The sequence below is a fragment of the Kytococcus sp. HMSC28H12 genome, assembly GCF_001816045.1.
In the GTDB taxonomy this organism is placed as follows: Bacteria; Actinomycetota; Actinomycetes; order Actinomycetales; family Dermatophilaceae; genus Kytococcus; species Kytococcus schroeteri.
Genome location: NZ_KV824690.1, coordinates 1 through 12,092 on the forward strand (window position 1 = coordinate 1; position 12,092 = coordinate 12,092).

Annotated in this window: 15 protein-coding genes; 6 read left to right on the plus strand and 9 right to left on the minus strand. The window is 73.5% G+C overall.

What is annotated here, in order from left to right:
* The 3 genes from HMPREF3099_RS13575 to HMPREF3099_RS11205 form a co-directional block, all read left to right on the plus strand.
* On the plus strand, positions 1–247 hold a 247-nt coding region (locus HMPREF3099_RS13575), incomplete at its 5' end, for a hypothetical protein (RefSeq protein ID WP_237769853.1).
* Complete coding sequence (locus tag HMPREF3099_RS12565) at positions 225–599, plus strand: hypothetical protein (RefSeq protein ID WP_141762151.1); 375 nt, start codon at positions 225–227, stop codon at positions 597–599. The genes HMPREF3099_RS13575 and HMPREF3099_RS12565, both read left to right, overlap by 23 nt.
* A 97-nt stretch (positions 600–696) precedes the next feature.
* Positions 697–1,590, plus strand: a complete 894-nt coding sequence (locus HMPREF3099_RS11205) for a DUF1963 domain-containing protein (RefSeq protein ID WP_141494828.1) — start codon at positions 697–699, stop codon at positions 1,588–1,590.
* A gap of 15 nt (positions 1,591–1,605) precedes the next feature.
* Here the strand turns inward: HMPREF3099_RS11205 and HMPREF3099_RS11210 are convergent, their stop codons facing one another.
* Entirely contained in the window at positions 1,606–2,238 is a 633-nt protein-coding gene (locus tag HMPREF3099_RS11210) for a LysE family translocator (RefSeq protein ID WP_070706135.1), read from the minus strand.
* Between the two features lie 78 nt (positions 2,239–2,316).
* Between HMPREF3099_RS11210 and HMPREF3099_RS11215 the strand changes: the two genes are divergently transcribed.
* Positions 2,317–2,847: a DUF1697 domain-containing protein gene (locus HMPREF3099_RS11215; RefSeq protein ID WP_070706137.1), complete on the plus strand. Its 531-nt coding sequence runs from the start codon at positions 2,317–2,319 to the stop codon at positions 2,845–2,847.
* Between the two features lie 27 nt (positions 2,848–2,874).
* Here the strand turns inward: HMPREF3099_RS11215 and HMPREF3099_RS11220 are convergent, their stop codons facing one another.
* Positions 2,875–3,696: a cytochrome c biogenesis CcdA family protein gene (locus HMPREF3099_RS11220; protein WP_070706139.1), complete on the minus strand. Its 822-nt coding sequence runs from the start codon at positions 3,694–3,696 to the stop codon at positions 2,875–2,877.
* Positions 3,697–4,467, minus strand: coding sequence for a DsbA family protein (locus HMPREF3099_RS11225; protein ID WP_070706141.1), 771 nt, complete (start codon positions 4,465–4,467; stop codon positions 3,697–3,699).
* Between the two features lie 113 nt (positions 4,468–4,580).
* On the opposite strand from HMPREF3099_RS11225, the gene HMPREF3099_RS11230 reads away from it, so the two are divergent.
* Complete coding sequence (locus HMPREF3099_RS11230) at positions 4,581–5,273, plus strand: maleylpyruvate isomerase family mycothiol-dependent enzyme (protein ID WP_083323738.1); 693 nt, start codon at positions 4,581–4,583, stop codon at positions 5,271–5,273.
* Positions 5,274–5,282: 9 nt separating this feature from the next.
* On the opposite strand, the gene mnhG is transcribed toward HMPREF3099_RS11230, so the two are convergent.
* Genes mnhG through HMPREF3099_RS11260 form a run of 6 tightly spaced genes read right to left on the minus strand, consistent with a single transcriptional unit; the run spans position 5,283 to position 11,544 of the window.
* Positions 5,283–5,672 carry a monovalent cation/H(+) antiporter subunit G gene (gene mnhG, locus HMPREF3099_RS11235; RefSeq protein ID WP_070706143.1) on the minus strand — a complete coding sequence of 130 codons (390 nt, stop codon included), beginning with the start codon at positions 5,670–5,672 and terminating at the stop codon, positions 5,283–5,285.
* Positions 5,669–5,959, minus strand: coding sequence for a monovalent cation/H+ antiporter complex subunit F (locus tag HMPREF3099_RS11240; RefSeq protein WP_070706145.1), 291 nt, complete (start codon positions 5,957–5,959; stop codon positions 5,669–5,671). Before HMPREF3099_RS11240 ends, mnhG begins: the two co-directional genes overlap by 4 nt.
* Positions 5,959–6,573 carry a Na+/H+ antiporter subunit E gene (locus tag HMPREF3099_RS11245; RefSeq protein WP_070706147.1) on the minus strand — a complete coding sequence of 205 codons (615 nt, stop codon included), beginning with the start codon at positions 6,571–6,573 and terminating at the stop codon, positions 5,959–5,961. Before HMPREF3099_RS11245 ends, HMPREF3099_RS11240 begins: the two co-directional genes overlap by 1 nt.
* Positions 6,570–8,135: a Na+/H+ antiporter subunit D gene (locus HMPREF3099_RS11250; protein WP_070706149.1), complete on the minus strand. Its 1,566-nt coding sequence runs from the start codon at positions 8,133–8,135 to the stop codon at positions 6,570–6,572. Before HMPREF3099_RS11250 ends, HMPREF3099_RS11245 begins: the two co-directional genes overlap by 4 nt.
* Positions 8,132–8,620, minus strand: coding sequence for a Na(+)/H(+) antiporter subunit C (locus HMPREF3099_RS11255; RefSeq protein ID WP_070706151.1), 489 nt, complete (start codon positions 8,618–8,620; stop codon positions 8,132–8,134). The genes HMPREF3099_RS11250 and HMPREF3099_RS11255 overlap by 4 nt, the downstream gene beginning before the upstream one ends.
* Positions 8,617–11,544, minus strand: coding sequence for a Na+/H+ antiporter subunit A (locus HMPREF3099_RS11260; protein WP_070706153.1), 2,928 nt, complete (start codon positions 11,542–11,544; stop codon positions 8,617–8,619). The genes HMPREF3099_RS11255 and HMPREF3099_RS11260 overlap by 4 nt, the downstream gene beginning before the upstream one ends.
* A gap of 238 nt (positions 11,545–11,782) precedes the next feature.
* On the opposite strand from HMPREF3099_RS11260, the gene HMPREF3099_RS11265 reads away from it, so the two are divergent.
* Positions 11,783–12,092: N-formylglutamate amidohydrolase (locus HMPREF3099_RS11265; protein ID WP_141762152.1), on the plus strand; the 310-nt coding region annotated here is incomplete at its 3' end.

The window sequence follows — 12,092 nt, forward strand, 5'->3', positions numbered from 1 at the left end:
CGACTACACCCTCAGATCGGATGAGCCCCTTCGCCACAAGCGCCTCCTCTGGTGGGTCAAGGATCCCTCGAAGTCTGGCGGCAACACCGGACAGAAGACCTACCACCAGAAGAACCTCTCGCACTCGTACTCTGGGGGCAAGCGCACCCGATGGGGAGGAACCACCCTGGGAACGATCATCCGGAAGGGGAAGAAGTACTATGCCCGCGTCTACCCGACCACAAATGCTCTCAACTGTGGCGCGTAATTGGATCAACCTGATCCACGGGCGCCGGAGGGGTCGAGAAATAATTCTGCTCTATAAGGACGAGACCTTTGGGGACAGGGAATACATCTGGGCGGCAACACCCTCGCAACGCATCGCCCTGGAGATGACCGCCCGGGAGCACCAACTCCCCGGAACGGAGAAGTGGTTCACCACCGTCCCATGGGTCACCGATGGAGAAGATCGTCCCGAATCTCTCTTCGTCGTCGCAGCCGGGGATCTCGATACTCATTTCGGTCGAATCGCGTACTCTACCCGGCGAGCGGCTGAAGAACATGTGATGCAGTCACGGGAAGACGACCTACTCGTCCTCGAGGTGCCTGTGACAGGCTGACGTCGCCGCCGGTACGGCGGGCCGGGTTCCTTCTTGTTGCCCGCGTGAGTTCACGACCCCGGGAACGACCCCGGCCACGAGGGCACGGAGATCGTCGGTGGCCGCAGATATGTTGCTCGCGCCAGAAGCCCCCTACGAGGACGACGACGTGGAACACCTGCAGGATCCGTTCGAGGCCGTGGCGCGCGAGTACCTCGACCCCGAGACTGCCCGGCGCTGGCTGGCGCTGGGCCGCCCGACGGTGGAGCTGGTGGGCGGCGAAGGCCCCGTGGTGGCGCGGCTCGGCGGCGTTCCGCACCTGCCCGCCGGCACCCCGTGGCCGCACTGGGAGGGCCACGGCCCGTTGGCGTTCGTGGGCGAGGTGGACCTCGCCGCCCTCGCGGCCGCTGGGCTGCGCACCGGCATCGAGCTGCCCACGACGGGGCGCCTGCTGGCCTTCCACTGGGACGGCGAGGTGGACGACTTCGAGACCCTCGTGGGCTGCTGGGACCCTGCCACGGCCGCCGGCGCGGTGCTGCTGCACGTGGCCGCGGGGCGCGACACCTGCCCGCCGACCCAGGTGCCCGAGCCGCTGGAGTCGTGGACCGAGGTGGAGCTGACCGGCCGGCAGGCCATGAGCTACCCGGCCTCGGACCACCCCGCGGTGTCGCTGGAGTTCGGCGTGGGCCCGGTGGACGACCACCCGGTGACCAACGAGGACTTCGAGGACGAGGTGATGACCCTGCAGATCGCCCAGGCCAGCCACCGCCTGGGCGGGTACACCCTGCCCGACCAGGGTCCGACGGAGTTCGAGGTCATGGCGTTCAAGGGGCTCTCCGCCGAGGGGGAGGATGGCGACCGGGAGGCCGTCCGGTGGCACAACCTGCTGCAGGTGGGCAGCGACGACGCCACCGGCATGTGCTGGGGGGACGAGGGCAAGCTCTACTGGATGACCCGCCCGGACGCGGAGGAGCCCGTGGCGGACGCCGGGTTCACCTGGCAGTGCGCATGAGCACCCGGCCCGTGCTCAGCGCGAGGTGGCCAACCGGGCGCCGAACAGAACCAGCACCGTGCCGGTGACGGCATCGATGGCGCGCTGGGCCACCGGGCGTTGCAGGAGCCCCCGCACCGAGTGCGCCCCGGCGATGATGAGCGCGAAGAAGACCAGCGACTCGACCACGTGCACCAGCGCCAGGAGCAGGCCCATCACAGCGGTGGGCACCCCGTCGGCCATGAAGTGGGGCAGCACCGCCACGTAGAAGGCGCCCACCTTGGGGTTGAGCACGTTGGTGAGCAGGCCGCGACGGAGGTGCTCCCACGCGCCACCGCGGGTGCGCGGGGCGGCGTCGAGGTCCACGTGACCTGTGCCCCGCACCACGCCCCACAGCATCCGCAGGCCGAGGAAGAGCATGTAGGCAGCACCCACCAGCTTGAGGACGGTGAACGCGGTGGCCGAGGCGGTGAGCAGGGCGCTCACCCCCACCGCGGCGGCCACGGCCCAGACCAGGGAACCGGCGCAGATGCCCACGCCTGTGGCCACGGCGGAGCCGCGCCCGTCGCGGAGGGCGGAGCGCAGCACGAGGGCCATGTCGAGCCCCGGCGTGATGGTGAGCACGGCCGCGACGACGGCGAAGGAGAGCAGGGCCTGGGCGAGCGTCATCGGCACATCATGGGGGATGGCCCGACGCCGCCGTGATGAGGAGGGGACACCGGCACCCTCTCCGGGCAGACTGACCCCATGAGCACGTGGATCGGCTTCCTGCGCGCGGTGAACCTGGGGGCGAGGCGGAAGTTCCCGGCCGCGGAGGTGCGCACCTGCGTGGAGGCCCTGGGGTTCACCGACGTGGCCACCCACATCAACACCGGCAACGTGCGCTTCAGCACCACGATGCACTCGCGGGAGCGCATCACCGAGCGGCTCGAGGCCGCCTTCGCGGCCGACCGCGGGTTCGACGTGCCGGTGGTGCTGCTGACGCCCGCCGAGCTGCAGGAGGTGGTGGACTCCCTCGACGAGGTGGCCGCCGGGCACGACGGTGCGCACTACGTGTCGCTGCTGCGCGCCAAGCCCGGCGCCGACGCGGTCGCCGCGCTGGAGGGGCTGGAGTTCCCCGGCGAGCGGGTGATGGTGCGGGGCCGCGCCGCCCACACGCTGATGGGGCCGGACGTGCATCGCTCGAAACTCTCCAACGGGCTGGTGGAACGCCACGCCGGCACGGCCACCTCCCGCAACCGCACGGTGCTGGCCGCCATCGCCGGGAAGTGGTGCTGAGGCACGCCCGACCGACGGCGCCCAGCCCTACCGTGGGCCCCGGGACGGTCGGCCCACCGACCACACCACCAACCCCAGCACCACCAGGGCCGCCACCACGACGAACCAGGTGTCCGAGACCCCCGAGGCCCACTCGGCCAGGGCGGTCTCGGCGTCGCGCTGGGCGCTGACGGTGACCAGCCCACTCAGCCCCGCCGTGCCGTCGGTGACCAGGAGCAGCACACCGATGGCCACGCAGAGCAGCCCGGAGACCACCATCGCCCAGGTGTTGCGCCACGGCCCCAAGGAGACCTCGCGGGGCGCCACCAGAGCGCGGCCTCGGGAACCCAGCCGGTCCCACACCGCAGCCAGGACCAGCAGCGGCACCGTCATGCCCAGCGCGTAGAGGGCCAGCACGGTGCCGCCGTACACGGCGCTGCCGCTCACGGTGGCCACCATGAGGACCGAACCCAGGATGGGCCCCGCGCAGACGCCGGCCACCGCGTACACGGCCCCGAGGGTGAACACCGACACCACCGAGGTGGTGTCGCGGCCTCCGCCGGCGGTGCGGCCCAGACCGGGCACGGGCAGGCCCGAGAGCTGCCACAGGCCCAGCACGATGACGACTGCGGCGGCACCGGCCACCAACGCCGACCGGTGCGCGGTGAGCAGCGAGCCCACGGCGCCGGAGAAGACGCCCAGCGGCACCAGCGTGGCGCACAGGCCCGCGTAGAACACCATCGTCCGCCCCACGAGCGCCCCCGGGGAGGTGAAGGCGTAGGCGAAGAAGGCCGGCAGCAGCATCACCGAGCAGGGGCTCAGCAGCGCGAGGACGCCCCCGAGGAAGGCGCCGGTGTACCCGATGTCCACTCAGCCCTCCCGGCGCGCGGCGAGCTGCTGGTCGATCACCCGGCGGAAGGTCTCCGCGGACTGGGCGCCCACCATCCGCTGGTCGTCGATGACGAAGGTCGGCGTCCCCGTGGCACCCACCTGGGAGCGGGCCTCCTCGGCATCGGCGCGCACCTGCTCCAGCAGCTCGGGGGACTCCAGGTCGCGGGCGAACCGCTCCATGTCCGGCACCCCCACCTCCTCGGCCCAGGCGGTGAGCTTCTCGTCGGTGACCTCCAGGTGCCCCCGCTCGGGCGCGGCCTCGTACACCGCGCGGTGGTACTCCCAGAACCGCCCCTGCTCACCGGCGGCGCGCGCGGCCACCGCGGCCTTCTCCGACTCCTCGCCGAACAGGGGGAGGTCGCGCCACTCCACCCGGAGCCGGCCGGACTCCACGTACTCGCTCACCAGCTCCGGCATGGTGTCGCGGCTGAACACCGCGCAGAAGGGACAGCGGTAGTCGGCGTACTCGATGAGCACCACGGGGGCGTCCACGTCACCGAGAGCGGTCACGTCATCGGCGTCGCGGCGGGTGAGGCCGATGCGCTCCTCGGCGGCCGAGGGGCCACGGCCTCCCTCCCCGGCGGCGGAGGACTCCCCGGGGGACGCCGGTGAGGACGCGCCGGCATCGCCCCCGGAGGCCTTCTGGGGCGACGGGCCGGAGCGGCCGGCCAGCAGGGCACCCACCGCCAGCAGCAGGACGACGGCGGCGCCGGCCGCGATGGTGAGGAGGCGTCGGGAGGAGGCGGTCATGCCCGGACCGTACCCAGCCGCCCGGCGCACCCGGAGGGAGGGTGGGCCGGATGCACCTGGCCCGGAACGCGGCCCGAGGACGACCCCGCCGGAGCGTGGCCCACACTGGGCCCATGCCCCTCCTGCGCCGCCGCCCCCGCACGCCCGGACCCGCACGCCCCTCCCCCGCGGAGGCCACCTGGCGCCTCGTGCACGCCGAGCGGTGGGCGCTCGTCGCGGACCTCGCCGACCTGGACCGCGCGGCGTGGGACACGCCCTCGCTGGCCCCCGGGTGGACGGTGATGGACGTGGCCGCCCACCTGGTGGACAACGCCCGCACCACCCCGTGGCGCCTCACCCGCGCGATGGTGGCCGCGGGCGGCAGCCTCGACCGGCAGAACCAGGCCGGCGTGGACGCCGAGCGACGCCCCACCCCGGCGGCGATGCTGGACGCCCTGCGCTCCGTGGCCGGGCGCACGAGCGGCCCGCCCACCTGGCTGGCGCCCGTGGCCAGCCGGCTGGTGGAGGAGATCGCCCACGGCGAGGACGTCCGCCGCCCGCTGGGCATCCGCCACTTCTACCCGATCCCCGCCGTGCAGCAGGCCCTGGCCCACCAGCTGGGCACCCGGGAGGCCCTCGGCGGGGCGCCGGCGGCCCTGCGCCGGGTGACCCTGGTGGGCACCGACGGCAACGTGGCCCTGGGCAGCGGGCCCGAGGCGCGGGGCCGGCTGCTGGAGCTGCTCATGGCCGCCACCGGGCGCCCGTGGGAGCCCGGTGCGCTCACCGGGCCGGGCGTGGCGCTGCTCGAGGACGCCTCCGCGCGCTGAGGCACCGCCTCAGGTGCGGGGTGCCTGCTCCTGCCCGGTCACCGCGTCGTCCTGCTCCTCCAGCTCGGCCAGTCGCTCCTCCCAGCGGCGGGCCACCTCCCCCTCGGAGTCGCCCTGCCCGATACGCAGCGCCGCCCGCCCCACCATCTGCGCCGCCACCGGCACGGTGATGAGGTGGCACACCGCCAGCAGCACGAGCATGCCCACGTCGCTGGGCTGACGCACGCGCAGCCCCACCCCGAGGGCCACCAGCAGCACCCCCAGCACCTGCGGCTTGCTGCTGGCGTGCATGCGGGTGAAGAGGTCGCCGAAGCGCCACAGCCCCAGCGAGGCCGAGAGGCACAGCACCGCCCCGCCCAGCAGGCAGAGCATCCCCAGCAGGTCCAGCAGCCCCGTCATCGCGGCACCTCCTCGGTGCGCGGCGCGTCGGCCGGGCGCATGAACCGCGCCACGCTCACCGACCCCAGGAAGCCGATGAGCGACAACGAGATGAGCACCGGCAGCGAGGTGGTGTGCCGGTTGACGGCGGCCTCAGTGCCCAGCGCGCAGATGAGCACACCGGTGACCACCTCCAGGCCGATGACCCGGTCCATCATCGTGGGACCGGTCACCACCCGGAGCACGGTGAGCAGGGCCGAGGCGGCGAGCAGCAGCCCCACCGCCCAGGCCAGCACGGTCTCGACCATCAGCCTCCTCCTCCGTCGCTGGTGCGCACGCCGCCGGTGAGCGCCGAGCGGCCCTGCAGGGGCCCGCCCGGGTCGCGGGCCATGACCTCGTCGACGTCCGGGGCGAGCGCCCGCAGCAGCAGCTCCTCCTGCCGCCACACCTTTTTGCGGAACTCCTGCTGCTGCTCGGGGGTGTGCACGCGGAACCCGTGCACCAACAGGGTGCCCACCTCACGGTCCAGGTCCAGCACCACGCTGCCGGGAACGAGCGTGGTCATGCCCGCCGTGGTGGCCACGAACAGCTCGTCGGTGGAGCGCAGCGGCACCTCGAACACCGTGCCGCCGGGCGAGCGACGGCTGGTGAACACCGCCCAGGCCACGGACGCCGAGGCCGCCACGAGGTCCACGAGGAAGGTCACCACCAGCCGCACGAACGCCACCGGCCGCAGCACCAGGCGCAGCTCCAGGCGTGGCAGGGGGAAGAGCAGGCACACCAGCACGGAGACCAGCACGCCCCCCAGCAGGTCCAGCCACTTCAGGTGCCCCCAGAGCAGCATCCACGTGGCGGTGAGCAGCACCACCGCCCGCAGGTCGATGCGGTCGCGCAGCGTCTGGCGCAGGTCGGCGGGCATCATCGCGGCACCCCGTCGGGGAAGACCGCGTGCGTGTAGACCGTGGTGCCCAGCAGGTCGTGGGCGGCGCGGTCGGTGTATGCGTACACCGGCCCGGCGGCCACGCTCAGCGCCAGCCCCACCCCCACGAGCAGCACCGTGGGACCGACCACGCCGGACACCAGCGCCTCCGAGACGTCACGGTCCGGGTCCGGCAGATCGCGCAGCGGGTGGCCGTCCTCGCTGAACGGGCGGCGCCAGAAGGCCCGCGCCCAGGTGCGGGTCAGCGCGTACAGCGTGAGCAACGAGGTGAGCAGCGAGGCCCCCACCAGCGTGTACGCCAGCCACCCGCCGTGGTACAGGCCCGCCTCGATGAGGCCCACCTTGGCCAGGAAGCCCGAGAACGGAGGGATGCCGCCCAGGTTCATGGCCGGCACGAAGAAGAGCACCGCCACCAGCGGCGAGGCCGTGGCCAGCCGGTCCAGCCGCATCGAGGAGGAGGTGCCGCCGCGGCGCTCCACCAGGCCCGTCACGAGGAACAGCGCCGACTGGATGAGGATGTGGTGCACCACGTAGAAGATGGCCGCCGAGAGCCCCAGCTCCCCACCGAGCGCGATGCCGAAGATCATGAACCCGATGTGGCTCACCAGGGTGAAGGAGAGCATGCGCTTGATGTCGTCCTGCACGATGGCGCCGAGGATGCCCACCACCATCGTCAGTGCAGCCGCGCCCAGCAGCAGGGGGCTCACCCGGTCGTCCGGGAAGAGCAGCACCTCGGTGCGGATGATGGCGTACACACCCACCTTGGTGAGCAGGCCGGCGAACACGGCCGTCACCGACGCCGGCGCCGTGGGGTAGGAGTCCGGCAGCCAGCCCTGCATCGGGAAGACGGCGGCCTTGATGCCGAAGCCCAGCAGCAGCACGAGTTCCAGGGCCAGGCGGGTGTCGGCGTCGACCTCCGCGAGCCGGTGCGCCAGGTGGGCCAGGTTGACCGTTCCCGTGGCGGCGTAGACCAGCGCGATGGCGGTGAGGAAGACCGCCGAGGACACCAGGCTGACGGCCACGTAGTTGGTGCCCGCGCGCACCCGCGCCCGGGTGCCGCCGAGCGTCAGCAGCACGAACGAGGCCACCAGCAGCATCTCGAAGCCCACGTACAGGTGAAACAGGTCGCCCGAGAGGAAGGTGGTGGACACGCCCGCCGAGAGCACCAGCAGGGTGGGGTGGAAGATCGGCAGCGGGGACTGGCCGTCGCTCTCCTCGTCGAAGGACGACCGGCCCTCCCCGATGGAGTAGAGCACCACCGCCAGCGTCACCAGCACGCTCACCAGCACCATGAGCGAGGCGAGGCGGTCGGCCACCAGCGCGATGCCCTCCGTGGGCGCCCAGCCACCCACCTGCACCACCTGCGGCCCGCGGGTGTCGCTGAGGTGCACCAGCAGGGCAGCCACCACGAGGCTCGTGGTGAGGGCCGCCACGGTGACGGCGCGCTGCACGCCCGTGCGGCGGTTGGCCACCAGGGTCAGGCCGGCGGCCACCAGTGGCACCACCACGGGCAGGGGCACGAGGACGTCGGGCGTGGGCGTCATCGGGCCTCCTCGGGGTGCGTGGTCTCGTCGGCGGGCGGGGCGTCGGGTGGGTCGTCGCCTTCCGCGGCGGGGTCGTCGGCGGAGTCGCTGGACCCCTCTCCGAACACCTCGGGTGTGTAGCTGTTGGCCTCGGCGCGGCGCGAGATGCGGCGGCTCTCGGCATCGGTCTGCACCACGTCGGTGTGCGCCACCTGCCACGAGCGGTGGGCCAGCGCCATGACGAAGCCGGTCATGGCCAGTGAGATGACGATGGCGGTGAGCACCATGGCCTGCGGCAGCGGGTCGCTCAGGGGCCCGGTGCCGGCGGCGTCGGAGATGGGGGCGCGTCCGGGGTCCCCGGACGCCACGAGGAAGAGCAGGTTCACGCCGTTGCCCAGCAGCAGCATGCCGAAGAGCATCCGCACCAGGCTGCGTGAGAGGAACAGGTAGACCCCGCAGGCGGACAGCACACCCACCAGCAGGCACAGGGTGAGGCTCGGCGTCACCGGGAACCCTCCTCCTCGTGGCCGGCGAGCACCGCCGAGGCCCGGCCGGTGTGGTCGCCCCGCTCCTGGGCGTCACGGTCCAGGGCGGAGCCCAGCGAGGAGAGCAGGTCCAGCAGCAGCCCCACCACCACCAGGTAGACGCCCACGTCGAAGGCCACCGAGCTCACCAGGTGCAGCTCGCCCACCGGCCCCAGGTGCAGGTCGTATGTCCAGGTCTGCAGCACCTCGCCGCCGGCCAGCAGCGAGACCAGACCGGTGCCGGCCGAGAGGAACAGGCCCGTACCCAGCAGCCAGCCGGGCACCACGGGCAGGGCGGCTCCCAGCTCTGCGCGGCCACCGGCCAGGTAGCGCAGCAGCAGTCCCAGCCCGGCCACCAGACCGGCCGCGAACCCGCCGCCGGGGTGGTTGTGCCCGGCCAGCAGCAGGTAGACCGACCACACGATGATGACGTGGAAGACCAGCCGGGTGGCCACCTCGAGCATGAGGCTGCGGCCGCCCGGCGGCAGCGCGCCGGCGTCGGGGATCCACCGGGCCCCGCCCTCGCTCACCGCGGCGTGGCTGCGGCGGCGGCCCAGGGCGTCGCGGACGCGGTCGTAGCTGGTGGTGACGCGCTCGCTGTGCAGGAAGACCAGGCTGGCCACGCCGGTGGCGGCCACGAGCACCACGGAGAGCTCCCCCATCGTGTCCCAGGCGCGGATGTCCACGAGGATGACGTTGACGATGTTGGTGCCGCCCCCGAAGGTCTTGGCGCGCTCGGCGAGCGCCTCCGGGTCGTGGGGGGCCGTGCGCACCGCCGAGGCGGTGACCGCCAGCAGGCACATGACCGTGCCCACGGCCGCGCCCAGCAGCCAGCGCAGGCGGCGGTCCAGCGGGGTGGAGAAGTCGCGGAAGCGCACCGGCAGGTGGCGCAGCACCAGCACGAACACGGCGATGGAGACGGTCTCCACCAGCACCTGTGTGAGCGCGAGGTCCGGGGCGCCGTGCAGCAGGAAGAGCATGGCCACGCCGTACCCGGTGACGCCCACGAGGAAGACACCGCGCAGGCGGCGGCGGGAGCGGGCGGCGGCCACCGCGGCCAGGGCCACCACCACGGCGGTGCCCACCTGGGCCGGGCCGTCAGCCAGGCGGACCCGCTCGGGCCAGGCGACGCCGGTGGCCAGCGCCCACCCGGGCAGCAGCACGAAGGTGCCGAAGACCAGCGCGAGGTTGAGCTCCAGGGAGCCGCGCTGCAGGTGACCGGTGAGCTCGTTGGCGCCCCGCTCCACGGTGCGCATGGTCCAGCGGTAGCCGCGCTGCGCCGAGAGCAGCTGCGGCAGCGAACCCGCCCAGCGCGCCACCGGCCGGCCGGCCAGCACCAGCGCGCCACCGACCAGCAGCACCACACCGGTGAGGGCCAACGGCACGCCCACGTGGGGCACGAGCGCCAGGTGCACCGGGTCCGGTGTGGCGGGCCAGGGGCCGGCGGCCGGGGCCAGCCAGTGCTCCACCCTTCCCGCGAAGGGGGCCAGCAGCAGGCCGGCCTCGGCGAGCACCACCGGCACGGCCACGGCCCAGGGCGAGACGTGGCCCACCGGAGTGGGGCCGGAGGGGGCGGGCCGCTCGTCGGTGCCCGGGGCGTGGTCGCCCAGGCCCAGCACGAGGAAGCGGCCGCTGTAGGCCACGGTGAGCGCCGACCCGAGCACCACGGCCACCAGGGCGAGGGTGGAGAACCCGTCCCCGGGCGTGGGACCGCCGTGCTCCAGGGCTCCGAGCGCCGCCTCCTTGGCCACGAAGCCGTACAGCGGCGGGATGCCCGCCATGGAGGCCAGGGCCAGCACGCAGGTCCAGAAGGTCCACGGCATCGAGCGGCGTAGGCCGCGCAGCAGACGCAGGTCGCGGGTGCCGGTGGCGTGGTCGACGACGCCGACGGCCAGGAAGAGCGAGGACTTGAACAGCGCGTGCGCCACGAGCAGCGCCACCCCCGCCAGCGCGGCGTCGCCGTTGCCCACGCCCAGCACCAGGCAGAGGAAGCCGAGCTGGCTCACCGTGCCGTGGGCCAGCAACAGCTTGAGGTCCACCTGCCGCATCGCCCGCCACGCGCCGAGCAGCATCGTCAGGGCACCCCCGAGCACGAGCAGCCAGCGCCACACCGGCACGTCCGCGAGCGCCGGGGCGAGACGGGCCACGAGGTAGACGCCCGCCTTGACCATGGCCGCGGCGTGCAGGAAGGCGCTCACCGGGGTGGGCGCGGCCATCGCCGCCGGGAGCCAGAAGTGGAAGGGCACCTGGGCCGACTTGCTGGCCACCCCCAGCAGCACCAGCACGACGGCCACCGAGGTGGTGAGCGTGGCGGCCGGCGGGTGGGCCACGAGCTCCGAGAGGCGGTGCGTGCCGGCGTCACGGGCCAGCAGCAGCAGGCCGGCCAGCATCGCCAGACCGCCGAAGGTGGTGACCACCAGGGCCTGCCCGGCGGCCACGCGGCTGGCGCGCCGCTGCGAGGAGTGGCCGATGAGCAGGTAGGAGAGCACCGTGGTGACCTCCCAGAAGAGGTACAGCACGAGCACGTCGTCGGCGGTGACCAGTCCCACCATCGCGCCGGCGAAGCCCACCAGGCAGGCGGCGAAGCGGCCCAGGCCCTTCTCGTCGTCCTCGAAGCAGCCGGTGCAGTAGGTGAGCACCATGGCGCCCACCGCGCCGACCACCAGCACCATGAGCCAGGCCAGGGGGTCGAGGCGGAAGGCCAGCTCGAGGTCCAGGCTCGGCACCCACGGCACGGTCTCGACCGGCGGTGCGTCCCCGCGGGCGGCCACCGACCGGGTGAGGGCCCACACCGCCGTGCCCGCCGGCACGAGGGCCAGCAGGGGGAAGACGCGGCGTCCCAGCCGGGCGGCGCCCAGCGGGGCCAGGAGCGCGGCGAGCAGGTGGAGTGCGATGGCGATGAACACGGCGCACTCCTCGGGGGTCGTCGGTCACAGCGGCCAGGCTCCCCGGAGGGGACGGGCGGGGCCGGGGCGTCGGGCTGCTCCGCGGCGCCCGACGCATGCCAGACGGGGCCGGCACCACCGTGGGGGTGGTGCCGGATTCTACCGAACGGTCCGCCCGGAGGCGGATCGACCGGCAGGACCGGGGGCGGACCGCCGGGCGCACTGGCCCCGCGCCTCCTCCTCGAGTAGACAGAAGCCCATGACCGAGAACCCGACGCACGAACTCGTGGGCGACTTCTCCGGCCAGTTGGTGGGCACCTCCATCCACGCCGGCCACGGCCTGCGCGAGGAGACCGCGGCGGCGATGGTGCTCGACGAGGACACCCGCTTCCGCGAGGAGGACCCCTTCACCGACCGCATCGCCGCCGGCGCCCCGGCGCGCGTGCTGGTGCACCACTCGCGCTTCGAGGTGGACCTCAACCGCCCCCGCGAGGAGGCCGTGTACCGCTCCCCCGAGGACGCCTGGGGCCTGGACGTCTGGGCCGACGGGACGCTGGACGAGGACGTGG